Source organism: Streptomyces sp. NPDC093795 (genome assembly GCF_044764665.1).
Lineage (GTDB): Bacteria > Actinomycetota > Actinomycetes > Streptomycetales > Streptomycetaceae > Streptomyces.
In genome coordinates this window covers 1-23,181 of record NZ_JBIWIO010000010.1, presented here as the reverse complement: position 1 = coordinate 23,181, position 23,181 = coordinate 1, and the positions used below count along the sequence as shown (strand labels likewise).

The 23,181-nt window shown below is 72.5% G+C and carries 21 protein-coding genes and 1 pseudogene; 19 read left to right on the top strand and 3 right to left on the bottom strand.

Features of this window, described 5'->3' with window-relative positions:
• Positions 1–124: 124 nt before the first annotated feature.
• On the top strand, positions 125–1,480 hold the full coding sequence (locus tag ACIRB7_RS25220) for a hypothetical protein (protein WP_403602798.1): 1,356 nt from the start codon (positions 125–127) through the stop codon (positions 1,478–1,480).
• Positions 1,481–1,610: 130 nt separating this feature from the next.
• Here the strand turns inward: ACIRB7_RS25220 and ACIRB7_RS25215 are convergent, their stop codons facing one another.
• On the bottom strand, positions 1,611–2,849 hold the full coding sequence (locus ACIRB7_RS25215) for a peptidoglycan recognition protein (RefSeq protein ID WP_403602796.1): 1,239 nt from the start codon (positions 2,847–2,849) through the stop codon (positions 1,611–1,613).
• A gap of 650 nt (positions 2,850–3,499) precedes the next feature.
• Between ACIRB7_RS25215 and ACIRB7_RS25210 the strand changes: the two genes are divergently transcribed.
• The 5 genes and pseudogenes from ACIRB7_RS25210 to ACIRB7_RS25190 all read left to right on the top strand — a co-directional run bounded on the left by ACIRB7_RS25210 (position 3,500) and on the right by ACIRB7_RS25190 (position 6,376).
• Positions 3,500–3,964, top strand: coding sequence for a hypothetical protein (locus ACIRB7_RS25210; protein ID WP_403602794.1), 465 nt, complete (start codon positions 3,500–3,502; stop codon positions 3,962–3,964).
• A gap of 47 nt (positions 3,965–4,011) precedes the next feature.
• The gene (locus tag ACIRB7_RS25205; RefSeq protein ID WP_403602792.1) at positions 4,012–4,557 is read left to right on the top strand and encodes an RNA polymerase sigma factor; all 546 of its coding nucleotides are present in this window, start codon (positions 4,012–4,014) and stop codon (positions 4,555–4,557) included.
• 708 nt (positions 4,558–5,265) lie between these two features.
• Positions 5,266–5,577 (top strand): annotated as a pseudogene (locus tag ACIRB7_RS25200) (DUF5954 family protein); the annotation flags it as partial.
• Positions 5,490–5,726, top strand: coding sequence for a DUF5954 family protein (locus ACIRB7_RS25195; protein WP_403602790.1), 237 nt, complete (start codon positions 5,490–5,492; stop codon positions 5,724–5,726). The pseudogene ACIRB7_RS25200 and the gene ACIRB7_RS25195, both read left to right, overlap by 88 nt.
• A 92-nt stretch (positions 5,727–5,818) precedes the next feature.
• On the top strand, positions 5,819–6,376 hold the full coding sequence (locus ACIRB7_RS25190; RefSeq protein ID WP_403602788.1) for a hypothetical protein: 558 nt from the start codon (positions 5,819–5,821) through the stop codon (positions 6,374–6,376).
• A 49-nt stretch (positions 6,377–6,425) separates the two neighbouring features.
• Here ACIRB7_RS25190 and ACIRB7_RS25185 read toward each other — a convergent pair whose 3' ends face one another.
• Positions 6,426–7,538 (bottom strand): Ku protein, encoded by a 1,113-nt coding sequence (locus ACIRB7_RS25185; protein WP_403602786.1) that lies wholly within the window; start codon positions 7,536–7,538, stop codon positions 6,426–6,428.
• Positions 7,539–7,589: 51 nt separating this feature from the next.
• On the opposite strand from ACIRB7_RS25185, the gene ligD reads away from it, so the two are divergent.
• The 7 genes from ligD to ACIRB7_RS25150 all read left to right on the top strand — a co-directional run bounded on the left by ligD (position 7,590) and on the right by ACIRB7_RS25150 (position 17,041).
• A complete protein-coding gene (ligD, locus tag ACIRB7_RS25180; protein WP_403602784.1) occupies positions 7,590–8,489 on the top strand; it encodes a non-homologous end-joining DNA ligase in 900 nt (299 codons plus the stop codon).
• Positions 8,486–9,445 (top strand): DNA ligase, encoded by a 960-nt coding sequence (locus ACIRB7_RS25175; RefSeq protein WP_403602782.1) that lies wholly within the window; start codon positions 8,486–8,488, stop codon positions 9,443–9,445. Before ligD ends, ACIRB7_RS25175 begins: the two co-directional genes overlap by 4 nt.
• Before the next feature lie 208 nt (positions 9,446–9,653).
• Positions 9,654–11,930, top strand: coding sequence for a PBS lyase (locus ACIRB7_RS25170; RefSeq protein ID WP_403602780.1), 2,277 nt, complete (start codon positions 9,654–9,656; stop codon positions 11,928–11,930).
• A gap of 190 nt (positions 11,931–12,120) precedes the next feature.
• Complete coding sequence (locus ACIRB7_RS25165; RefSeq protein WP_403602778.1) at positions 12,121–12,861, top strand: hypothetical protein; 741 nt, start codon at positions 12,121–12,123, stop codon at positions 12,859–12,861.
• Complete coding sequence (locus ACIRB7_RS25160; protein ID WP_403602776.1) at positions 12,858–14,126, top strand: ATP-binding protein; 1,269 nt, start codon at positions 12,858–12,860, stop codon at positions 14,124–14,126. Before ACIRB7_RS25165 ends, ACIRB7_RS25160 begins: the two co-directional genes overlap by 4 nt.
• Positions 14,127–14,186: 60 nt before the next feature.
• Entirely contained in the window at positions 14,187–15,566 is a 1,380-nt protein-coding gene (locus ACIRB7_RS25155; RefSeq protein WP_403602773.1) for an FtsW/RodA/SpoVE family cell cycle protein, read from the top strand.
• Complete coding sequence (locus tag ACIRB7_RS25150) at positions 15,563–17,041, top strand: penicillin-binding transpeptidase domain-containing protein (RefSeq protein ID WP_403602771.1); 1,479 nt, start codon at positions 15,563–15,565, stop codon at positions 17,039–17,041. The genes ACIRB7_RS25155 and ACIRB7_RS25150 overlap by 4 nt, the downstream gene beginning before the upstream one ends.
• 134 nt (positions 17,042–17,175) lie before the next feature.
• On the opposite strand, the gene ACIRB7_RS25145 is transcribed toward ACIRB7_RS25150, so the two are convergent.
• Entirely contained in the window at positions 17,176–18,285 is a 1,110-nt protein-coding gene (locus tag ACIRB7_RS25145) for a ferritin-like domain-containing protein (RefSeq protein WP_403602769.1), read from the bottom strand.
• A 178-nt stretch (positions 18,286–18,463) separates the two neighbouring features.
• Between ACIRB7_RS25145 and ACIRB7_RS25140 the strand changes: the two genes are divergently transcribed.
• The 6 genes from ACIRB7_RS25140 to ACIRB7_RS25115 all read left to right on the top strand — a co-directional run.
• On the top strand, positions 18,464–19,399 hold the full coding sequence (locus tag ACIRB7_RS25140) for a diiron oxygenase (protein ID WP_403602767.1): 936 nt from the start codon (positions 18,464–18,466) through the stop codon (positions 19,397–19,399).
• Positions 19,400–19,474: 75 nt separating this feature from the next.
• Positions 19,475–20,197 (top strand): TetR/AcrR family transcriptional regulator, encoded by a 723-nt coding sequence (locus ACIRB7_RS25135; RefSeq protein ID WP_403602765.1) that lies wholly within the window; start codon positions 19,475–19,477, stop codon positions 20,195–20,197.
• A gap of 25 nt (positions 20,198–20,222) precedes the next feature.
• The gene (locus ACIRB7_RS25130) at positions 20,223–20,531 is read left to right on the top strand and encodes a hypothetical protein (protein ID WP_403602763.1); all 309 of its coding nucleotides are present in this window, start codon (positions 20,223–20,225) and stop codon (positions 20,529–20,531) included.
• Between the two features lie 74 nt (positions 20,532–20,605).
• On the top strand, positions 20,606–22,081 hold the full coding sequence (locus ACIRB7_RS25125) for an NlpC/P60 family protein (RefSeq protein WP_403602761.1): 1,476 nt from the start codon (positions 20,606–20,608) through the stop codon (positions 22,079–22,081).
• A gap of 193 nt (positions 22,082–22,274) precedes the next feature.
• Positions 22,275–22,946 carry a DUF4097 family beta strand repeat-containing protein gene (locus ACIRB7_RS25120; protein WP_403602759.1) on the top strand — a complete coding sequence of 224 codons (672 nt, stop codon included), beginning with the start codon at positions 22,275–22,277 and terminating at the stop codon, positions 22,944–22,946.
• A 44-nt stretch (positions 22,947–22,990) separates the two neighbouring features.
• A partial coding sequence (locus tag ACIRB7_RS25115; protein WP_403602757.1) for an ATP-binding cassette domain-containing protein occupies positions 22,991–23,181 on the top strand: 191 nt, incomplete at its 3' end.

The window sequence follows — 23,181 nt, the reverse complement described above, 5'->3', positions numbered from 1 at the left end:
CCGGCGATCGCCGCGCACGCCAACAGACGCCCCGCCCTTCACTCGTACGGACGCGTCCTTCTCGCGGCGCGGGCCCGCCGGCGCTTCGCTGGCCGGACAGGGACGGCCCGACCAGGAGGCGCGTGTGGAACCCGACAGCGAACCTCGATCGTCCGGAGACCATCGGTCGGAGCTGCGGGAGTTGCGCGAGCGTGTCGCCCTGCTCGAATCCGGTACGGCGCGGCCTCCCCGGCACCGGGGGCGGTCGTTCCTCGCGGTCGTACTCATCGTGCTCGGCTGTCTGCTCGCTCCTCTCGGCGTCGTGGCTTCATGGGCGGCGGACGAGGTGGGGGACACCGACCGATACGTGGCGACCGTCGCGCCCCTCGCCTCCGACCCCGATGTCCAGGACGCCGTCGCGAACCGGGTGACCGATGCCGTGATGTCACGCCTCGACCTGCCGGCCCTGCTGTCCGGCGTCGCTCCCGAGGAGCGGCCACTGGCAGAGAAGGCTCTGGGCCGGCTCGGGGACTCCCTCCAAGGCGCCGTGCGCAGCTTCGTCCAGGACAAGGCCCGTGAGGTCGTCGCCTCCGACGCCTTCGAGAAGATCTGGACGGGGGCGAACCGGGCCGCCCACGCGTCCGTGGACAAGGCGCTGACCGGCAGCGGCGGCGGGGCGGTGCAGCTGAAGGACGACACGGTGACTCTCGACGTGGGCCCCGTCGTGGACCGGGTGAAGCAACGGCTCGTGGACGAGGGGATGGAGGCCGCCGGGCGCATCCCCGAGGTGCACACCGACATCACGCTGGTGAAGTCCGACGACATCGGCAAGGTGAAGACCTACGTACGGCTGCTCCAGATCATGGGTAACTGGCTGCCGGTCCTCGCCCTCCTGCTTGTGGCCGGCGGTGTCCTCCTCGCCGGGCGACGCCGTCGAGCCCTGGTCACGGCGGCCGTCGCGGTGGCGGTCACCACGGGGCTGCTCGCCCTCGGCCTGCGCCTCTTCCGGGCGATCTACCTGGACGCGCTGCCCGCCGGCGTTTCGCAGGCGGCGGCAGGATCGGTGTACGACACGTTCACCCACTTCCTCTACACCACCGTCCGCATGGTGGTCGCTCTCGGCGTCGTCGTCGCCCTGGCGGCCTGGCTCACCGGACCCGGCCGCCGTGCCGGGCTCGTCCGGGGGCTGTGGTCGTCGGGGATCGGAGCCGTACGCTCCACCGCCGACCGGGCCGGGCTGCGCACCGGGCCGGTCGGACCGTTCGTACGCCGCTACCGGACGTGGATCAACTGGATCCTCGTCGCGGCAGCCCTCCTGGCGTACCTGCTGTGGTCGTACCCCACGGGCTGGGTCGTCGTCGGCATCGCGCTCGTCCTGCTCCTCGCGCTCGCGCTGACGGAGTTCCTCGGTGCGGCGCCGGGGCGCGGGACAGGCGACCTGGACGAGGAGGGCACGGCGGACGAGCCGCCGACCGTACCCACCGGCCGGCCCACCGTCTGAGGGGCGGCCGGCGGACCCGGACTGGGGTCAGCCGCTGCAGCTCCGCGATCACCATGGAAATGCCCCTTTCCGGCAAGCCTGCCTGTGAAGGTCCCCGGCCGCAGTCGGTCGTGGTGGTCGTGCCCGTCAGTCAGTTTCCGGTGGCGTACGGGGAACTGCCCGCGGTCGTACGGATCGCCGGGAGCGCGGAGTACAGGGTCGCGCCGGGGCAGAGCGTGGCGTAGCCGTCGCGGTGTCCGGAGACGGTGTTCAGAGTGGCGGGCTGGCCCTTCGCCCACACGCCGGTGTCGGCGGCGGCGGTGAGTGTCACCTTCGCCTCCGGGTCGACGCCGTGCAGCCCGAGCTTCCAGGCGGCGAGGTCGGCGATGGCCTGCTGGGCCGCGGCCGTCGGCGTGCCGCCGTTCTCGTAGTCACCGAGCAGGGAGATGCCCGAGGAGTAGCTGTTGAACCCGTAGGTGTGCGCGCCGAGGACGGGTCGGTCCACTCCGCCGGCGCGGCCTTCGAAGACCGTGCCGCACTTGTCGACGAAGAAGCTGTAGCCGATGTCGTTCCAGCCGTTCGTCCGCACGTGGTAGGTGAGGATCGCGCGGATGACGGCCGGGGAGTCGGCGCAGGTGTAGTCGTTCGTTCCGGCGGTGTGGTGGACGAAGACGGCGTCGACCTTGTTCAGGTACGAGGGCGGGTTCTGGACGAGGGACTCGTCCGCACCCCAGTCGGCACGGCTGACGATGGCGGGGGCGGTCGGGGCGGTCGGGGCGGTGGGCGGAGCCGGGTCCTCGGACGCACCGGCCGGACCCGCCGGATCGGAGGGCTGCGGCGCGGGGCCGGCCGGGGTGGTCTGCGTGGGGCCGGCCGGGGCGGGCTGCGTGTCGTCGGGGGAGGCGGTGGGCTTGGCGCCCCCCTTTCCGCTCCCCTTGATGCCACCGCTGTCCTTGGCCTTGACGGTCTCGCCGGGGTCGATCATGTCGAGGCGGAGCGCGTCGGGCACCTCGGTTTCCTCGCCGTCCGCGACGACCCTCGCCTCGACCCCGTCCGACGGGCCGACCCACAGCGGCTCCGAGGCGCCCCGCACGTCCGAGGCTTCGCCCTCGGCGGACTCCGGCGCCCGTACGTCGAAGTCGAGGTCGCGCCATTCGCTCCACTCGCCCGTGGTCGCCTTGCGGGTACGGATCTGAGCGGTGCCCTCGAAGGTGTCGCCGCTGTCCTCCCACGAGACGCCGATGAGCGAGAACGTCTGTGTCCCGGTGCGTGGGAGCGCGCGCCTCTTCGGATCCTTGCCGTCCAGGGCCAGCACATGTGCCCTCGCCGACCGCGTCCCGTCACCGGGTCCGGCGTCCTCGCCACCTGCCGAGGCGGCGACAGCGGTCACGCTCGTGCCTCCCAGGACGACGATCCCTGCCGCGAGCCACGTGACGCGCCTCTTGCCTTTCGCCCGCCTGGCGCGGGTCCCTCTCGGACTCATGTCCCATCCCTTGTGCACAGCTGGTGAGTATCCGCGGCCGGTCGCCTACGGCTGTTGTGCCGTGGGACGGGAAACAAGGGGCGACAGCACGGTTTCTGAGACCCCGTAGTGCCCATCGCCTTTTGGCTTCGGGGAGAGCGGACCCCGTATTCCCGCCACAGCGCAGCGGTTATACACGACGCGCCCTTTCCGCCACACCCGGACACGCATAGCGGACATCAGGTGGGTGAGCGACCTGGACGTACAGAGCCGTGGGGGTGCTCGGGGTTGAGTACGGGACCGACAAAGGCTCGCCGGTAGGAGATACGGCGTGAGCCTGATCAATCGGTGACAAGTTCGCTTGCCATCTGGCGGACGCATTCCGGGGACTTTCCGTCTTTTACGCGAGGGCCGCAGCGGACCCTTTGGCGTGTGGCGGTGATCACAGCGTGGGGCCGTGATGATCCGGCGCCCCGTTCCGCTGGATTCGGGGGAGGGCGCGGAGGACCGGCGGCCCTCCTGAGGATCACGGAGGACCGGGAAGAGCCGCACGGGTTCGTGCAGTGAGGGTGGAACCGATGGACCACGTCAGCCGTACGCTGCGGGCCGCCGACATGAGCCGGTACGCCTCTGCGTTCGCGTCCCGCGCGACCGCGAAGGCACGGCTCCCCCTCGACTTCTCCGTGGCCAGCCTGCGGATCGTCGATCGCGTGGTGGACGGTCTGCGGCAGGGGGCCGCCGACCCGGTCACCGCCGTGCCGATCCTCCACGAGCTCGGCGCGTACCTCGGCGAGGTGATCGTCCGTCACGCGTCGGCCCGCTGGGTCGACTTCGACGACGCGACGGCCGAGCTGTTCCGGCAGCCGGTCGGCGTCCGGATGCCCGACGGGCGGGCGTGGAACCCACTCGGCAAGGTGGTCAACCGTTTCGAGCTGGGCCCCGAGGAATCCGCCCACACCTTCTTCCTGCTGCTCCCGGGTCGGGTGCGGCGCTCGCCTCTGTCACGGCGTGCGGCCGACGGGCGGCATCCGGTGGCCGCGTAGGGTGATGCGCCGGACAGCGTGACGCAGGAATACCGAAGGAAGATCACTTGGGGGCGAACGACGCCGCTCTGCAGCATGCGGTGGAGCGTGCGCAGGACGGTGACGACGAAGCGTTCGCCGACCTCTACCGGATCGTGCAGCCTGGGCTGCTGGGGTATCTGCGGGGGCTCGTCGGCGAGTTCGCCGAGGACGTGGCCTCCGACGCGTGGCTGGAGATAGCCCGCGACCTGGCGCGGTTCCGCGGGGACGGTGCGGGGTTCCGCGGCTGGACCGCGACCATCGCCCGTCACCGCGCGCTTGACCACCTGCGGCGCCTGCGCTCCCGGCCGTTAACGGCCCCGTTCGGACAGGACGTGCTCGATCTGCCCTCGCCGCGGGAGACGGCGGGCGAGGCCCTGGAGGCGCTGTCCACCGCCGAGGTACTGGCCCTGGTCGCGGGGCTCCCCAGGGACCAGGCCGAGGCGGTGCTGCTGCGGGTGGTCGTCGGGCTGGACGGCCCTGCGGCGGCCCGGGTTCTGGGCAAGCGGGTCGGAGCGGTACGGTCCGCCGCGCACCGCGGACTGAGGCGGCTCGCGAAGGAGATGAAGGGATGAGAGGTGAAGACGGTATGCGGGAAGACGACGACATCGAGGCGGCACTGGCCGCTGCCCTGCGGCCCACGGACGTGGACGACGCCTCGGCCCGAGCAGCCGTCGCCGCGTTCCGTACGGCCCGCGACACGGGCCTGCACACGCCTCGGCGCACCAGACGCCGCGACGACTGGCGCCCCGCACCGGAACGCCGCACCGGACGCTCGCTGAAGACCGCGCTCGCGGCCCTGGTCGCAAGCCTGACCCTGGGCGGAATCGCGCTCGCCACAGCTGTTCCGCACGACCCCTCCGACGAGACCGAGACCCGCGACCCCGAGCCCCGCCTCACCACATCCGCTCCTCCACCGTCGGAGGGACCCGCCAGTTCGTTCTCGTCCGAGCTCCCGCCCTCGCCCCCGAGTTCGCCGTCCCCGCGCCCGGTCCCCGCCACCCATCCCCTTCCACACGCCCCCGTCCCCGTCCCCGCCCATCCGGGACCGACGCATGAGTCCCTCTGTCGCGCGTACGAGAAGGCTCTGGGCAACGGCAAGGCCATGGAAGCCCCGGCGTGGGAGCGTCTGGTCGCCGCGGCCGACGGCAAGGATGTCCGGACGTACTGCGAATCCCTCCTGCCCCCCGTAGCCCCGGCTTCGCCTCCCGCCGCTGGGAAGGGGCATCCCGATCCCCCCGCCAAGGGTCCCTCCGACACTCACGCGACGCCCAGGGGAGGCGATGCGGACCGCCATCCCCATGCACCTGTCGGGGATGCGCCGGCTGTCGGGCGACGCGGTCGCTGACAGCGGTCATCGTGGTGCGAGGTGGTGGGCGCTTCGCTTTACGAGAGCAGGCCGAGGCCGCGCAGCGGGGGTACCGACAGGACGCGGGCGACGGGGTGACGTGAAGCGACGGCTTGACGACCTGCACGCCGGGCTCGTACGGGAGGGCGACCCGGTCGCGTGGGTCACCGAGACCGCCGCGGCCGAGGCCTCCGTACCGTACCCGGCGCTCGCGCTCCGCGGCCCACTGTTCGGGGTGGCGGAGCGGGGGCCGGACGGATCTGTCGCGTGGAGCGGCTGGTCCGGTTCGGCCGCGACGGACCCGAGCCGCCGCGCCCGTCGGACAGGGTCGGCTACGGGCCTTCGAAGTTGCGTCCGCGCGTGGACGAGGACGGCACCTTGCACTACGAGGACTGACCTGGCGTCACGGGGTGGGCACCTCGCCCGGATGGAACGGGTGTTCTGTAGGGTCGGCTGATTCGTCGATCGGTCGATCCAGGGGGAGTTCCATGTTCAAGTCCTCGATGCCGGGTGCGGTGGTCATCGCCGTCGCCCTGGCCGCGCTCAGCGTCTCCTGCGGTACGGGTGGTGCGAGCGGTACGGGGGGTACGAGTGGTTCCAGCGCGGCCGGCAGCGCCTCGGCGCCTGTCGCCACGGACTCTCCGGCCGGGCAGGAGGGGGCGGGCTCCGCGGGCGACGCCACCGAGAGCGGTGCGCCTGGTGGCGTGGAGAGTTCGTCGCCGGGGCCCCGGACCGCGTCGGCCGAGCGGGTTCGGGACGCGTTCGCGGGGCTGCAGGCGACGCTGAACGAGTCGTGCACCCCGGGCGACTGTGCCTACTTCCTCGGGCGGGTCTACGACGAACTCCAGCGTATGGACCGGGCCATGAAGGCCGACCCGAAGGGGCCCGGGCACTTCCCCGAGCCGATCGCGCTCATCGAGAAGCTCAACGGCAAGCTCGGCGGGGACCGTTCCTTCGAGAACCTGAAGAAGCACCAGAGCCTGCTCGTCGGCACGCGCGACAAGATCAACACGTGGATGCAGGACCACCCCGACGACTACCGCTGACGCGGGGTGGCGGCGGCAGGGCGGCGGCGGGGCACGGCCGCCCAGTGCGTCACGCCGTGCGTTTGCGGGGGGTCGACTTCTTCGTCGCCGCCTTCGTCGCTTCCTTCGTCGTCGCTTCCTTCGTCGTCGCTTCCTTCGCCGTCGCCGTCTTCTTCGTCGTCGCCTTCTTCGCCGTCGTCTTCTTCGCCGTCGCCTTCTTGGTCGCGGCCTTCTTCGGTGCCTCCTCCGCCGCGCCCGCCCGCGCCGGGCCGTCCGCCGTCGACGTCGACTTGCGGGCCGGCGTCGCCGTCTTCTTCGCGGGCGTCCGGGACGTGGACTTCTTGCCCCCCGTCTCCTTCGGCGTCCCGCGCGGCTTGAGCTCCGTCACCACGGCGTCCTCGCCGCGGGCCTCCTTCGCCGCCCTGACGCTGCTCTCCAGGGCCGCCATCAGGTCGATCACCCGCCCGCCCGTCGCCTCCCCCGGGGACGGGGCCGCGACGGCCTCGCCGCCCTCCGCCTTCGCCGCGATCATCTCCTCGACCGCGGACCGGTAGTCGTCGTGCAGGCTGTTGATGTCGACCTCGCCGAGCGTGGCCATCAGGGCGTCCGCCAGGTCGAGTTCGGCGTCCCGTACGGCGACCGGGGTCTCCGGCGCCACCCCCTCCGGGGCGCGGATCTCGTCCGGCCAGAGCAAGCCGTGCATCGCGATCACGTCGTCCACGACCCGGAGCATGCCGAGCCGCTCCCGCCCCCTGAGGGCGTACTTGGCCACCGCCACCTTGTCGCTGCGCTTGAGCGCCTCACGGAGCAGCGTGTACGGCTTGGCCGCCGGCACGCCGTTCGCCGAGAGGTAGTACGCGGCGTCCATCTGGAGCGGATCGATCTCACCGGCCGGCACGAAGGCCACGATCTCGATCGTCTTCGCCGTCGGGAGCGGCAGGGCGGCCAGGTCCTCGTCGGTGATCGGGATCATGGTCCCGTCGGCGTCCTCGTACGCCTTGCCGATCTCCGGCGTGGAGAGCTCCTCGCCGTCGAGCTCGCACACCTTCTTGTAGCGGACGCGGCCGCCGTCCTCGGTGTGGATCTGACGGAAGGAGACCGAATGGCTCTCGGTGGCGTTCACCAGCTTGATCGGGATGCTGACAAGCCCGAAAGAGATGGCGCCGTTCCAGATGGATCGCACGTTTCTTACCTTTCGAGCCTAAAAAAGATGATTCGTGGGGATTGTCATCGTATGACGCCTCTCACGGAGGTGGAGGGGCGGCGCCTGGCGCTCAGCAACCTGGACAAGGTGCTCCACCCGGTCACCGGCACCACCAAGGGCGAGCTGCTCCACTACTACGCGACCGTCGGGGCCGCGATCCTGCCGCATCTGCGGGACCGGCCCGTGTCCTTCCTGCGCTACCCGGACGGCCCGGACGGGCAGCTCTTCTTCACGAAGAATCCTCCGCCCGGCACACCCTCCTGGGTGAGGACCACCCCCGTACCCCGCTCCGAGGACCCCCGCGCCCGGCAGGTGGTGATCGACGACCTCGCCTCGCTGATGTGGGCGGCGAACCTCGTCGTGGAGTTCCACACCCCGCAGTGGCGGGCCTCCTCCCCCGCCGTCGCCGACCGGCTCGTGTTCGACCTCGACCCCGGGCCGCCGGCGACGGTCGTCGAATGCTGCCGGGTCGCGCTGCACCTGCGCGAAAGGCTCGCCGCGGACGGCCTCCACGCCTACGCCAAGACCTCCGGCTCCAAGGGGCTGCACCTCCTTGTGCCGGTGGTGCCGACGCCGTCCTCGCGCGTCTCGGCGTACGCCAGGCAGCTCGCCGTCGAGGCGGAGGCGGCGCTGCCGAAGCTGGTCGTGCACCGGATGGCCAAGGCGCTGCGGCCAGGGAAGGTCTTCGTCGACCACAGCCAGAACGCCGCCGCCAAGACCACCGCCACCCCCTACACCCTGCGGGCGCGGGCCCTGCCCGCCGTGTCCGCGCCCGTCACCTGGGAGGAGGTGGAGGAGAGCGCGGGGCCGCGCGCCGCGGATCCGGAAGCCCTCGTTCTCCTCATGGACGACATCACGCCACGTCTGGAGCGGTACGGGGAGCTCCTGGCGCCCCTTTGCGCGCCCGAGCGGGCGGGAGAGCTGCCGTGAACCGGGACGGGGGCCACCTGGCCGGTGGGGGTGCGCCCGGTGGCGGGGGGCTCGGGGCGCTCGGGGCCGTCGTGCTGGTTCCGCCCGTCGACGTCATGCGGCCCCGGGCCGCCGACGAGATCCCCGTACAGGCCCCGTCGCCCCGGCAGCTCCAGTACTCGCTCAAGCTCGACGGGTTCCGTGCGCTCGCCTTCGTCCTCGACGGCGGCAGGGTCGTCCTCCAGTCCCGCTCCCGCCGTGACCTCGCCCCCGAGTTCCCCGAGATCGCCGCCCACCTGCGGGAACAGCTGCCGCCCGGGGTCGTCCTCGACGGCGAGCTGTGCGCCTACCGGGAGGGGCGGCTCAGCTTCACCGACCTGCTCCGCTCCCCCGCGGACCGGGCCCGGACCGGGGTACCCGTCTCGTACATCGCCTTCGACCTCCTCGCCGTACCCGGGCAGGACGTGCGGAGCCTCCCGCTCCGCGAACGGTGGGAGCTGCTCGGCACGGCCCTGCGCGAGGCCGAGCCGCCGCTCCAGCGCGTCCTCGCCACCCTGGACGAGGAGACCGCGCGCGAATGGTTCCGGGACCTGCGGGACGCCGGGGTCGAGGGGATCGTCGCGAAGACCCTCGGCTCCACCTACCGGGCGGGGCCCACCTGGGCCTGGCGCAAGGTCCGGCACGCGGAGACGAGCGACGGCCTGCTGCTCGGCGTCCTCGGCCCCGCCGAACGGCCCCGCGCGCTCGTCGTACGGCTCTCCGACGGCCGTACCGTGACCACCTCACCCCGGCTCTCCCCCGCACAGTCGCGCGAGGTCGGCGCGCTCGTGGGCGACCGCGCCGGGCCCCTCGCCCCGCACCCGGAGCACGGGCCGGTGCGGTGGGTGGACCCGCCGGTGCCGGTCGAGCTGCGGCAGCTCGCGGGGCGGCAGCGGCAGGAGAACGCGACGTTCGTCCGGGTCCGGTCGGAGGGGTGAGCGGGGCGTCCGCCTCGACATCGACGCCTTCGGCGCCTCCGTGCGGTCGATACCCTGCGCAACTGCCCTACTCCGTACCGCACATGGCGCAAAGAGGCCGCAACTCGGGCCCTCCGCAGGTCCCGTGCCGTCAGCAAGGCCTTGCTTTCCTTCCCGTGGTGCACACTTGCTGCCTGGTACAGGGCTCACGGGGAAGGCGGCCTGGCACATGCTGACGGGGATCGAGGAGGTCGACTGGGCCTCACTGGGGCACGCGTACGGCCCCGCGGACGACGTGCCGGAGCTCCTCCGCGGACTCGCCTCCGCCGACCCCGCGGAGCGGGAGACCGCCCTCGACGGCATGTACGGCGCCGTGCACCACCAGGGCGACGTCTACGACTCCACGCTCGCCTGCATCCCCTTCCTCCTCGAACTCGTCGCCGACCCCGTCGTCCAGGACCGCGGCTGCATCGTCGAACTCCTCACCAGCATCGGGGGGATCGAGCTCGACGACGACGACGAGCTGGACGAACTCGGCTGCGAGGGCGATGAGTTCATACCCGCCGCCAACTACGCCATGGCCGCCGCCGCCATCGCCGCCGGCGCCGACGTCTTCCTCGGGCTCGCCTCCGACCCCGACCCCGAGGTGCGGCTCGCCGCGCCCTGCGCGCTCGCCTCGCTGCACCCCGAGCCCACCCGGGTGCTGACCCTGCTGCGGGAACGGCTCACCGTCGAGCGGGACACCGAGGTACGGCTCACCCTCGTCGCCGCCCTCGGGCGGATCGCCCTGCGGCACGCGTCGCTGCGCGCCGAGATCGTCGACTGGCTCGGCTGGCTCGCCCGCGCCGCCCACGACCCCGGGCTCCGGCTCGCGGCCCTCGCCCAGCGGGCGCGCTGCGCGCCCGGCGACATCCCTGACGACGTCGTCCCGCGGGTGACGGGGCTCCTGGAGGAGATCCGGACCACCGCGCACGCCTCGGCCGTCCCCGGTGCCGACGGGTCCCGGCACGCCGCGCCCACCCTCATCGGGCAGGTCCGCGAGCTCCTGGAGGAACACGCCGCCGGACGCCCCGCCCCCTGGACCGAGGAGCTGCTCCGGACCCTGCACGCCGCCCTCGACGACCGCGTCGACGACCGCATCGCGCTGATCGTCGCGCAGCTGCGCAGCCCCGACTGGGGGCAGCGTTCGGACGCCATCTGGCTGTGCGGCGGGTTGATACGGATCTGGCGCGGGCGGTACGAGGAAGTCGTCCGGCTCGTCGGCGCGCAGCTCCACGACCCCGAACCACGGCTCCGCGAGGCCGCCACGTCGTTCCTGGAGCGGCTCTTCGAGCTGGGCGCGCCCGCCGCCGACGCGCTCGCCGACCGTCTGAACGCGGGGCCGGGGGCAGGGTCGGGGTGGTCGGGGGCACGGCCGGGGTCAGGGGCGTGGCCGGGGTCGGGGTCAGGGGCGTGGCCGGGGTCGGGGTCTGGGTCAGGGGCGTGGCCGGGGTCGGGGTCGGGGTCTGGGTCCGGGTCGGGGTCAGGGTCCGGGTCGGGGTCAGGGGCGTGGTCAGGGGTCGGTGGGCGTGGTCATCACGCCTTCGTCGGGCGGTCCGGGCGGGACGGTGCGCTCCTCGCGCTCGCCCGCGCCGGGGACACCCGGGCCGTGCCGCTGCTCGCCCGCGCCCTCGAGGAGGAGGGCGAGGTGCGGCGGGAGCTCCTCTACGCCATGGACGGTCTCGGGCCCTCGGCCGCGATGCTCGCCCCGCTGCTGCGGCGCCGGCTCGCCGAGGTCGAGCTCGACGAGCGGCTGTACGACCGGGCCGCGCCCCTGCTGTACGCCCTCGCGGCCGTACGCGGCGGCCAGGCCGTACCGGAGGTCCTGCGGGTCCTTCGCGGCGCGCCGCCGAACCGGCGCGACTGGGTGCGGGAGGCCGCCCTGCGGACTCTGGCGGCCTTCGGGCCCGCCGCCCGGGAGGCCGTACCGGACATGCGAAGACTCCTGGCCGCCGAGTCGGCCACCGTCTCCACGGCGGCGGCGCGGGCCCTGTGGGCGGCCGAAGGTGACATGGGAGAGGTCCTGGCGGCCCTGGATCGGTGGCTGCGGCCGGGCGTCTCGGGCGCGGAGCGGTGCGCCGCCGCGCAGGTGCTCGGCGAGATCGGCCCGGCCGCCGCCGCGGCCGCGCCCGCGCTCCGGCCCGGTCTGACCTCACGGGACCTGTGGGTGCGGGTCCGCAGCGCGGCCGCCCTGTGGCGGGTGTCCGGGGACGCGGCGACGGCCCTGCCGGTGCTGCTCGCGGCCTGGGAGGAGAACCGGCACGCGCGCGTGGACGTCGCCGAGTGTCTGGCGGAGATGGGGCCCGCGGCGTCGGAGGCGCAGCTGGTCATCCTCACCGAGCTGACCCGGCGGCGGCGCCACAACGCCCGGGAAGGTGCCTCGGGCAGTCATGACGTCCACCTCGACGAGAAGCTCCTGACCTTGTGCCGGGCCGCGTTGGCCCGGATGGAGCGGGGCGGTTTCTAGCCCGGGGGCGGTGGCTCGGGGCTGGTCCTGCGCCCCCGGCCGCCGGGCCGTGGGATGCCGCCCGCCGTGGGGCTGCCGTGGGGGCCGTGTTCGGGACGTCGGCCGCCCTCGCCTCGTGGGTTGTCGGTGAGCAGGTGGGGGTTTCCTCCGCTTAGGGTCTCCTTGGGTGTTCCATCGGTGAGGAGGTCGCATGAGGCCGCGCGGTGTGGTCCTCGCCTTCTGCTGTGTCCTCCTCGCCCTCGGTGGGTGTGCTGACGAAGGGGCGCTCAAGAGTGCCGGGGCCACGCCCGGCGCCGTGGGACCCGTACGGCTCTGGCCCGACCTGCCGCCCGCCACCGATCCGCCCCTCGACTACGGGGAGTCCGACACCTCTCGTGTTCCCGGCGTCCGGGTGTCCGACAACGACGTTCGTTCCGTCGATGCCGTGGCCGTTGTTCGTGCGGAGGTACGGGCTCGGGGCGATGTGTTCAGCGGGGGTGACGGGATGTACGAGGAGACCGCGCGGGCCATCGTCGCCTGCGGCACCGCGGCTGTCGCCTGTCCCGTCATGCGGCCGTACTACCGCGATCTCACCGGCAACGGGCGGGACGAGCTCATCGTCGGGATCCGCATGCCCGAGCAGCAGGTCGGGATCCGGGTCTACCTCGCCGAGAACGGCGGGCTCACCCGGATCATGTCCACCGTCGAACAGGTCATCAGCGTGGAGGTGGCGGGCCGGGATCTGATCACGCGCGTCGCGTCGGCGGGCATCCCGGGGTACGAGTACCGCACCGCCTGGTCCTGGGACGAGCAGCAGCACAGCATGCTGCCCACGCGGGACGAGATCGTGCGGGTGAAACCCTCCGCGTCCGGCGTTCCCGTGCCCCGGCTCGTGAGCCCGGCCCCGACCGTCGCACCCGCGCCCGTGCCGCTGCCCGCGGAGACCCCGTGACGCCCCGGCTGCCCGCCTGGACCGCGACCCTCACCTGGAAGGCCGCCGTCTTCATCGCGGTGATGTGCTGCGCCCTCGCCGCACTGCTCGGCATCCTCGTCCATGTGTCCGTGGCCGGGCAGACCACGGACGACTCCCGGGAGAAGGCCCTCGCCCGGCTCGTCGACGTCACCCGCCTGTACGAGGCCGGCGAGCCGCTTCCCCGGTTCGCCGGGATCGACCCGGCCGGGCTGCCGGCGTCCCTGCGCGCCCTCGCCGTCCGGGGCGAGCGCGGCACGATGGTCGGTGACGACCGGGGCCGCCCCGCCATGTGGGCGGCGGGCCCGGCGGACGGCCGCGCCCTCGCCGTACGCGTCGACCACAGCCAGAGCGCCGAGACGATCGACGCGCTCGACCGTTCGATCCTCGGCTCCTCCGTGCTCGCGATCGGTGCGACGCTGCTCGTGGGCGCCTTCGCCGTCACCCGGGTCACGCGCCGGCTGCACCTCACCGCCCAGGTGGCCCGCCGGATCAGCGCCGGCGATCTCGACGCGCGCGTGGACGATCCCCGTACGAAGGACCCCTCGCGCCCCCAGGACGAGGTGTCGACGGTCTCGGGCGCGCTCGACACGATGGCCTCCTCGCTCCAGCGCAAGCTGCAGAGCGAGCAGCGGTTCACCGCCGATGTGGCTCATGAGCTGCGTACGCCCCTGACCGGGTTGTCGGCTGCCGCGGAGCTGCTGCCGGAGGGACGGCCCTCGGAGCTCGTACGGGACCGGGTGCGGGCGATGCGGGGGCTCACCGAGGACCTGCTGGAGATCTCGCGGCTCGACGCCCGCAACGAGACCGTGGACCTGGCCGTACACGAACTCGGGCCGCTCGCCGAGCGGGTGGTGCGCGCCTCCGGCACGAAGACGGAGGTGCGGGTGGTGCGGGACGCGACGGTGGAGACGGACCGGCGGCGCCTGGAGCGGGTCCTCGGGAATCTGGTCGCCAACGCGCACAAGCACGGGGCGCCTCCGGTGGTGGTGACGGTGGACGGGCCCGTGGTGTCCGTACGGGACCACGGGCCTGGATACCCGGGGTATCTGATCGAGTCCGGGCCGCAGCGTTTCCGGACCGAGAGCGGCGGCAAGGGACACGGCCTCGGGCTGACGATCGCGGTCGGACAGGCCGAGGTGATTGGGGCCGCGCTCGTGTTCGCCGGGGCCCCCGGGGGCGGCGCCGAGGCCCTGCTGCGGCTGCCCGAGTACGTCCGCCTCTCGGACGACGCGCCGGAGGACTGACCGCACGGCACACCGTCACACAAAAGGGACATAGGGCATACCGCTTGCTACGTTGCGGCCATGACCACACCGCGAACGGACGTGCCCCCGCCCGGGGTACGCATCCCGAAGCGCCGCGGCGTGGAACTCTCCCTCCTCGTCTGCGCCGTCCTCATCTCCGTCTACGGCTACGCCGAGGTCGGCCTCGCCCGCAGCGGAGCCGTACCGCCGGACGCCGCCCGCTACGGGGCCGGGCTCGGTCTGCTCGCGCTCGTCGCCCATCTCGCGGTCCGCTTCCGTGCCCCGTACGCCGATCCGCTGCTGCTGCCGATCGCCGTCCTGCTCAACGGGCTCGGGCTCGTGTTCATCTACCGGCTCGACCTGGAGACGCCGAACGACCAGGCCGCTGCCACGCAGCTGGTCTGGTCGACGCTGGGGGTCGGCCTCTTCATCGTGGTCGTCCTGCTGCTGCGCGACCATCGTTCGCTCCAGGGCTACGCGTATGTCTCGGTGGCCGCCGCGCTCGCCCTGATGATCCTGCCGATCTTCTTCCCCGCCGTGAACGGCGCCAAGATCTGGATCCGGATCAGTGGTCTCTCCTTCCAGCCGGGCGAGTTCGCCAAGATCCTGCTCGCGGTCTTCTTCGCCGCCTACCTCGCCGCCAACCGCCACGCGCTCACGCACACCGGCCGCCGGATCTGGAAGTTCCAGTTCCCGGCCGGGCGGGTCCTCGGGCCCGTCGTGGCGATCTGGCTGCTGAGCGTCGGCGTGCTGGTCGTGGAGCGGGACCTGGGTACGTCACTGCTCTTCTTCGGGCTCTTCGTGATCATGCTGTACGTGGCGACCGGCCGGATCGGCTGGATCGCCGTCGGTGTCGTGCTCGCCGCCGCCGGCGCCTTCCTCGTCGGCTCGCTCGAACCGCATGTGCACAGCCGGGTCGAGGACTGGCTCGATCCCTTCGCCTCGATCCGTGCGGGCGACGGGCCGGGGCAGCTCGCCCAGTCGCTGTTCTCGTTCGCGGCCGGCGGGATGCTCGGCTCGGGTCTTGGGCTCGGCCATTCCGTCCTCATCGGCTTCGCCACCAAGTCCGACTTCATCCTCGCCACGGCCGGCGAGGAGCTGGGGCTCGTGGGGCTGACCGCGCTCTTCCTGCTGTACGCGCTGCTCGTCGCCCGGGGGTACCGCGCCGGCCTCTCGCTGCGCGATCCCTTCGGGCGGCTCCTCGCGATCGGGCTCGCGTCGATCGTGGCGCTCCAGGTCTTCGTCATCGCGGGTGGGGTCATGGGCCTCATCCCGCTGACGGGCATGGCGATGCCGTTCCTGGCCCAGGGAGGTTCGTCGGTCGTCACCAACTGGGTCATCGTCGCCCTACTCATCCGCGTGAGCGACTCGGCGCGCGCCCCCCAGCCGGACGACGCCGACACGGGAACGCTCGCGCCCGTCAAGGAGGGCGCCTCGTGATCCGGTACGCACGGCGGGCCGCCGCCCTCTGTCTCCTGCTGCTCGTGGCCCTCCTCGTCAACTCCGCCCGCGTGATGGTCTTCGAGGCCGAGTCGCTCGACGACGACCCGGCCAACCGGCGCATCGCGATCAACCGGTACGCGCAGCCGCGCGGCGAGATCGTCGTCGACGGGAAGCCGGTCACGGGCTCCCGGGACAGCGGGCAGCAGCTCCGCTGGGAACGGACCTACCGCCAGGGGCCGTTGTACGCGCCGCTGACCGGCTACTCCTCGCAGACGTACGGCACCACCCTCGTCGAGCACGCCGAGGACGCGGTCCTGGCCGGCACCGAGCCGATGCTGGCGCCGCTCCCCCTCTGGAACGACCTCACCCGGGGCCGGCAGCCCGGCGGTGACGTCGTGACGACGATCCGGTCCTCGATGCAGGAGGCCGCCTTCCGGGGGCTCGGCGGGAAGCGCGGGGCGGTCGTGGCGGTGGAGCCGCACAGCGGCCGGATCCTCGCGCTCGTCAGCTCGCCCTCGTACGACCCCGGCGTCCTCTCCGGTACCGACCCCGGCGTCAAGGACGCCTGGAAGCGGCTCACCACCTCACCGAACCAGCCCATGCTGAACCGGGCGCTGCGGCAGACGTACCCGCCGGGCTCCACGTTCAAGATCGTGACGGCGGCGGCGGCCCTGGACTCCGGAGCCGTACGGGACGTGGACGCGCCGACGGACACCCCCGACCCGTTCGTACTGCCCGGCACCCGGCAGGTGCTGCCCAACGAGGCGAAGGGGTGCGCGGACGCCTCACTCGCGTACGCCATCCAGTGGTCCTGCAACACGGTGATGGCCGGGCTCGGGGTGGAGGTCGGCCTGACCGGGATGGTCGACGCGGTGGAGGGCTTCGGCTTCAACGACACGCGGCTCCGGGTGCCGTCCTGGGTGGCCAAGTCCAACTTCGACCAGGAGATGAGCCCCGATCAGCTGGCGCTCTCGTCGATCGGGCAGTTCGACACGACGGCGACGCCGCTCCAGATGGCCCTGGTGGCGTCGGCCGTCGCCAACAACGGGGAGATCGCCCACCCGTACCTCGTCGACCGCACGACCACCTCCGGCGGCACGACCGTGGACCGGACGGGCCGCCGCAGCTACCGGCAGGCCATGAACCCCTCGACGGCGATGCAGCTCCAGCGGCTGATGGTGAAGGCGGTCGAGGAGGGCACCGGGACGAACGCGGCGATCCCCGGGGCCCGGGTCGGCGGCAAGACGGGCACCGCCCAGCACGGCTTCGGCAACACGGGGACCCCGTACGCCTGGTTCATCGCCTGGGCGCAGGCCGGGGACTCGGCCCAGCCGGCCGTCGCCGTCGCGGTCGTCGTCGAGGACGCGGAGGCGGCCCGGACGGACATCAGCGGGGGCGGCAGCGCGGCTCCGATCGCGAAGGCGGTGATGACGGAGGCGCTGCGGTTGGAGGCGGAGACTCGGAATCCGTAGATCGGATGGTGGATGGGGGAGGTTGGAGGTTGGAGGTTGGATCCGAATATTGGATCCAGGAGGTTGGATCCGAATGTCGGATCCTGCAGGTTGGATCCGGATATTGGATCCTGGAGGTTGGATTCAATGTCCGGTCACGACGCCGCTTCACCCTCCGCGACCGCCTCGGCCACCTCGGCGATCCGTTCCCGCTCCTCCGCCGCGAACCGCTCGCGGTCCAGCGCCTCCGCGATCTCCTCGTCCTGGGTCATCAGCAGGTCCAGGTTCGAGTCGCCGAGGTCGAAGACGCCCATGTCGAGGTACGCCTTCTGGAGGCGCTCGCCCCACAGGCCGATGTCCTTGACGCAGGGGACGATCCGGCTGAAGAGGAGCTTGCGGAAGAGGTGCAGGAACTCGCTCTGCTCGCTCAGCTCCTCCGCCTCCTTCCTCGGGATGCCGAAGTTCTCCAGGACCTCGACCCCGCGCAGCCGGTCCCGCATGAGGTAGCAGCCCTCGATCACGAACTCCTCGCGTTCGCGGAGTTCGGCGTCCGAGAGTTGGCGGTAGTAGTCGCGCAGGGCCATCCGGCCGAAGGCCACGTGCCGGGCCTCGTCCTGCATCACGTACGCGAGGATCTGCTTCGGCAGCGGTTTGTCGGTGGTGTCGCGGATCATGCCGAAGGCGGCGAGGGCGAGACCTTCGATGAGGACCTGCATGCCGAGGTACGGCATGTCCCAGCGGGAGTCCCGCAGGGTGTCGTCGAGCAGGCCCTTGAGGTTGTCGTTGATCGGGTAGAGCATGCCGATCTTGTCGTGGAGGAAGCGGCCGTAGATCTCGGCGTGCCGGGCCTCGTCCATGGTCTGGGTGGCCGAGTAGAACTTGGCGTCCAGGTCGGGGACGGACTCGACGATCCGGGCGGCGCAGATCATGGCGCCCTGTTCGCCGTGGAGGAACTGGCTGAACTGCCAAGAGGCGTAGTGCCGTCGCAGGTCGCCCTTGTCCTTCTCGGTCATCTTCGCCCAGTGGCGGGTGCCGTGGAGGGTGAGGACCTCGTCGGGGGTGCCGAGCGGGTCGTACGGGTCGACCTCCAGGTCCCAGTCGATCCGGGTGGCGCCGTCCCACTGCTTGTCCTTGCCCTTCTGGTAGAGGGCGAGGAGGCGCTCGCGGCCGTCCTCGTACTCCCACGAGAAGCGCGCCGAGCCGGTGGCGGGGACCTGCCAGGTGAGGGTGGACGGGGCCGTGGTGTAGAGGTCGCGCGTCGACACTGACGCCTCCTTCGGGGTCGGGCCGTTCCCGTGGTGCGAGTCCACCCGTCAGGCTCACACGGTGGTAGACGGATCGTCAACAAGTCGCGCGCAAGGGATTGACCGCGTTACTGACGGGCAGTCTGATAGTGAGTGACCCCCGGTAACGTGTTGGCGAACGCAGCGAGGTGTCCCCACCATGACCCCCTTCACCGAGCCCGACCTCAGCCTCCTCCGGGATGCCCTGGGGCCGCTGCGCGACCGTGAGCAGGTCGCCGAGCGTCTTCTGGAGTCCTCCCGCAGACACTCCTACGACCCGGACACCGAGCTCGACTGGGACACGCCGTTCGAGGACGGCAAGTGGTTCTGGCCGCCGGAGCTCGTCTCCCTCTACGACACCCCGCTCTGGCGCCGGATGTGCGAGGAGCAGCGGATCGAACTGTCGCGCCACGAGGCGGCCTCGCTCGCCTCGCTCGGCGTGTGGTTCGAGATCATCCTCATGCAGCTGCTCGTCCGGCACATCTACGACAAGTCGCTGACCAGCCATCATGTGCGGTACGCGCTCACCGAGATCGCCGACGAGTGTCGGCACTCGATGATGTTCGCCCGGATGATCCAGCGGAGCGGCACGCCCGCGTACCCGGTGCCGAGGCTCTACCACAACCTCGCGCGCCTCCTGAAGACCGTCTCCACCACCCCCGGCTCCTTCGCCGCCACCCTGCTCGGCGAGGAGATCCTCGACTGGATGCAGCGGCTGACCTTCCCGGACGAGCGGGTGCAGACCCTCGTCCGTGGGGTGACCCGCATCCATGTGGTGGAGGAGGCCCGGCATGTGCGGTACGCCCGCGAGGAGCTGCGGCGCCAGATGGTGACCGCTCCGCGCTGGGAGCAGGAGTTCACCCGGCTCAGCTGCGGCGAGGCCGCCCGGGTCTTCTCCACCTGCTTCGTCAACCCCGGGGTGTACGAGGCCGTGGGCCTGGACCGGCGCGAGGCCTTGGCCCAGGTGCGGGCGAGCGGGCACCGGCGGGAGGTCATGCAGGCCGGTGCCAAGCGGCTCACGGACTTCCTCGACGACATCGGCGTCCTGCGGGGGCCGGGGCGGCGGCTCTGGAAGTCCTCGGGGCTGCTGGCCTGAGGCCGCGGCGCCCTGCCGTCGGCGCCGTCCGGTTCCGGATGCCTGGCCCGTCCGCCCCGGGGCTACGCTGCGGGCATGACGAGCGCCGCCACTCCCGCGTACCGCAGACTCAGTATCGAGGAGCGGCGCGGGCAGCTCCTCGACGCCGCCCTGGGGCTCTTCGCCCACCGGCCGCCCGAGGACGTCTCGCTCGACAACGTCGCCGAGGCCGCCGGTGTCTCGCGGCCCCTCGTCTACCGCTACTTCCCCGGCGGCAAGCAGCAGCTGTACGAGGCCGCCCTGCGCTCCTCCGCCGACGCCCTCAACCGCTGCTTCACCGAGCCGCCGGAAGGCCCGCCCACGGAGCGGCTCGGGCGGGTCCTCGACCGGTATCTGACCTTCGTCGACGAGCACGACGCCGGGTTCAGCGCCCTGCTGCGGGGCGGCAGCGTCGCCGAGACCTCCCGGACCACCGCGATCGTCGACGAGGTGCGTCGGGCCGCCGCCGAGCAGATCCTCGTCCACCTGGGGGTGGAGCGGCCGGGGCCCCGGCTCGGCATGCTGGTGCGGACGTGGATCGCCGCCGTGGAGGCCGCCTCGCTGATCTGGCTCGACGAGGACAAGCAACCTCCGGCCGGGGAGCTGCGGGCCTGGCTCGTCGACCATCTCGTCGCCCTGCTCGCCGCGACCACCGCGAGCGACGAGGAGACGGCCCGGGTCGTCGGGCTGCTCCTCGCCCAGGAGACGCCCGAGGGGCCGGTGGCGCAGCTCGCACGGCGGGTGATGCCGGTGGTGGGCGAGGCGGCCCACCTGCTGTGAGCCGGGGGCGGGGGACACTGGAGGAGTGAGAAGCGAGAACACCCCCTTCCGTGGCGGCCCCCTCGACGGCCGGGTCCTGCCGATCCTGCTCGGCCCGACCGGCCACCCGCCGAAGTGGTACGAGGTTCCGGTCCCGGCGCACGACGGGCACCCGCCGACCGTGTACGCGTACCGGCGCGAGCCCGCGGGCTACACGAAGCGGCTCGGGCTCCAGCGCGGCTGGGTGTACGCGTACGCCCCCGAGGGCCGCGAGCGGCGCGAGCTGAAGTGGCCGTGGTCGAAGCCGGACGGCGGTACGACCCCGTCGGCGAAGGACGCTGAGCCGAACGGGTGAGGCCGCCGGACGCACCCCTATTTGTACGGTAATCAGTTGAACTGACGCGTCATCATCCCCGTGGAGGTGGTGACGTGTCGCGAAGGCTTCTGCGCACGGTCTGCACGGGGGCGCTGGCCGCGGCGACGGCGTTCACGGGGATGCTGCTGCCGGGCGGCGCCGCCGCCGCGCCGGACCCGCCGGCCGATCCCCCGGCGCAGGCCCCGATCGCCTGGGCCGACCCTGCGGCGGAGCCGGTGGGGCCGGTCGATCCGGAGTGGGAAGCGTCGGCGTCGACATCGGCATCCGCGTCGGCATCGGCATCGGCATCGGCATCGGCATCCGCCGAGCCGGAAGGCCCGAGCGCCACGGCCCCGCCTGCGGGTCCCGTCGACCCCCAGGCCCCGGGCACCTCGGGAGACCCTCAGGCCTCTCCTACCCCCGGGGCCTCCGGGGCCTCCGAGACCGCCGGCACCCCCGCCATCCCCGACACGCCCGAAGCCTCACCCCCCGCCCCCCTCGACGACGGCGCCGCGCTCCCCCCTCCCGGTGGTGACTCCGTCAGCGCCCTGCTCGCCCGGATGCGCACGCTCTATCAGCGGGCCGAGGAGGCCACCGAGCGGTTCAACGCCGCCGACGAGGCCCTGAAGCTCCAGGCCGCCGACACCAAGAAGGTGACCGCCCGGCTCACCGCCGCCCGGACCGCCCTCGCCCAGGGGCGTGCCGTGGCCGGCCGGATCGCCCGGGAGCAGTACCAGGGCAGGTCCGAACTCTCCTCGTACCTGCGGGTGCTGCTCGCGCCCGACCCCCGGTCGGCCCTGGACCAGGGGCATCTGATCGCCCGGGTCGCGCGCGACCGCGCCGCGGCCGTCTCACGGCTCCAGAAGACCGAGCGACAGGCGGACTCCCTGGCGAACGCCTCCCGGAAGGCCCTCGACCGGGAGCAGCACCTCGCCGTCGCGCAGCGCACCCGGCGCGACGAGGCGCGGGCCCGGCTCGCGGAGGTCGAGAAGCTGCTCGCCGCGCTCTCCCCCGAGCAACTGGCCCGACTCACCGAGCTCGAACGCGTCCAGACGGCGGGCGCGCAGCGCGAACTCCTCGGCTCCGGCGTCCTGGACGGCCGGCGCACCCCGTCCCGGGCGGGCGCCGAGGCGCTGCGGTTCGCGGTGGCCCAGATCGGCAAGCCGTACGAGTGGGGGGCGGAGGGCCCGGAGACGTACGACTGCTCGGGGCTCAGCCTGCGGGCGTGGGCGGCGGCGGGCCGGAAGCTGCCGCGTACCAGCCAGGAGCAGTGGGCGACGCTGCCCCGGGTGCCGCTCTCCGAGCTGCGCCCCGGGGACCTGGTCGTGTACTTCCCCGGCGCCACCCATGTGGCGGTCTACCTCGGCGAGGGCCTGGTGGTGCAGGCCCCGCGTCCTGGCGCGAAGGTGAAGGTCTCCCCGATCGCGGCGAACCCGCTGCTCGGGGCCGTGCGCCCCGACCCGGACGGGGAGGCCCTGGCCACGTACGCGCCGCCCACGCTTCCCGCGGGGGCCAGGGACGGCGAGGACGAGGGTTACGACCGCGGCTGACGCCATAGCGTTCACCTCCAGTTCATTGCAACACGACGACGCCTGACGTTGCGTTACCCTTCAGGACCGTTGCAATGAAATTACGGCTCTGACCTGCATTAATTACGCCGATACGCAACAGACTTGTTGCCGTCTGCGTGAATGCAACGTAGCGTTTCTCTTGTCAGAAACGACGAGCCGAAGGAAAGAGACCATGCAGAAGTTCCTCACCTCCGCCCCGATCTCCACCGTCCTCGACATCCCCGCCGGACGCATCCGGTTCATCGCCGCCGACCGGGCCGACACCACCGTCGAGGTCCTGCCCGCCGACGCCTCCAAGGGCCGCGACGTGAAGGCGGCGGAGCGGATCACGGTCGCCTACAACGACGGTGTCCTGCGGATCGAGGCCCCCGACGCGAAGAACCGGGTCCTCGGGAACTCCGGGTCGGTCGAGATCACCGTCCAGCTGCCCGCCGGCTCCCGCGTCGAGGCGAAGGCGGCCACCGCCGAACTCCGCGGCGTCGGACGGCTCGGCGACGTCTCCTTCGAGAGCGCGCACGGCACGGTCAAGCTCGACGAGACCGGAGGCGCCCGCATCACCCTCGCCGCCGGTGACATCGCGGTCGGCCGCCTGGGCGGCCCGGCGGAGATCAGCAGCCAGAAGGGCGACCTCACCATCGCCGAGGCCCTGCGCGGTTCGGTCACGCTGCGCACCGAGCACGGCGCGATCTCGGTCGGCGCCGCCCGCGGGGTCTCCGCCACCCTGAACGCCGGCACCGCCTACGGCCGGATCGCCAACTCGCTCCAGAACTCCGAGGGTGCCGCCGCGCAGCTCGACATCCACGCGACCACCTCCTACGGCGACATCACCGCCCGCAGCCTCTGACCCGCGACCCGCACCCTCCGATCCACAGCTGAGGAGTACTCACCATGACCGCAACGGCCATCGCGGCGAACGGGCTGCGCAAGTCCTACGGCGACAAGACCGTGCTCGACGGCGTCGACCTGGCCGTCCCCGCAGGAACAGTCTTCGCCCTGCTCGGTCCGAACGGCGCCGGCAAGACCACCGCCGTGAAGATCCTGTCCACCCTCGTCACCGCCGACGGCGGCCAGGCCCAGGT

Excerpts from the sequence above, each read along its gene's own strand:
- ligD (WP_403602784.1), top strand. The coding sequence starts at position 7,590 with ATGACGCCTCTCACGGAGGTGGAGGGGCGGCGCCTGGCGCTCAGCAAC.
- ACIRB7_RS25190 (WP_403602788.1), top strand. The coding sequence starts at position 5,819 with ATGTTCAAGTCCTCGATGCCGGGTGCGGTGGTCATCGCCGTCGCCCTG.
- ACIRB7_RS25210 (WP_403602794.1), top strand. The coding sequence starts at position 3,500 with ATGGACCACGTCAGCCGTACGCTGCGGGCCGCCGACATGAGCCGGTAC.
- ACIRB7_RS25135 (WP_403602765.1), top strand. The coding sequence starts at position 19,475 with ATGACGAGCGCCGCCACTCCCGCGTACCGCAGACTCAGTATCGAGGAG.
- ACIRB7_RS25165 (WP_403602778.1), top strand. The coding sequence starts at position 12,121 with ATGAGGCCGCGCGGTGTGGTCCTCGCCTTCTGCTGTGTCCTCCTCGCC.
- ACIRB7_RS25155 (WP_403602773.1), top strand. The coding sequence starts at position 14,187 with ATGACCACACCGCGAACGGACGTGCCCCCGCCCGGGGTACGCATCCCG.
- ACIRB7_RS25140 (WP_403602767.1), top strand. The coding sequence starts at position 18,464 with ATGACCCCCTTCACCGAGCCCGACCTCAGCCTCCTCCGGGATGCCCTG.
- ACIRB7_RS25170 (WP_403602780.1), top strand. The coding sequence starts at position 9,654 with ATGCTGACGGGGATCGAGGAGGTCGACTGGGCCTCACTGGGGCACGCG.
- ACIRB7_RS25120 (WP_403602759.1), top strand. The coding sequence starts at position 22,275 with ATGCAGAAGTTCCTCACCTCCGCCCCGATCTCCACCGTCCTCGACATC.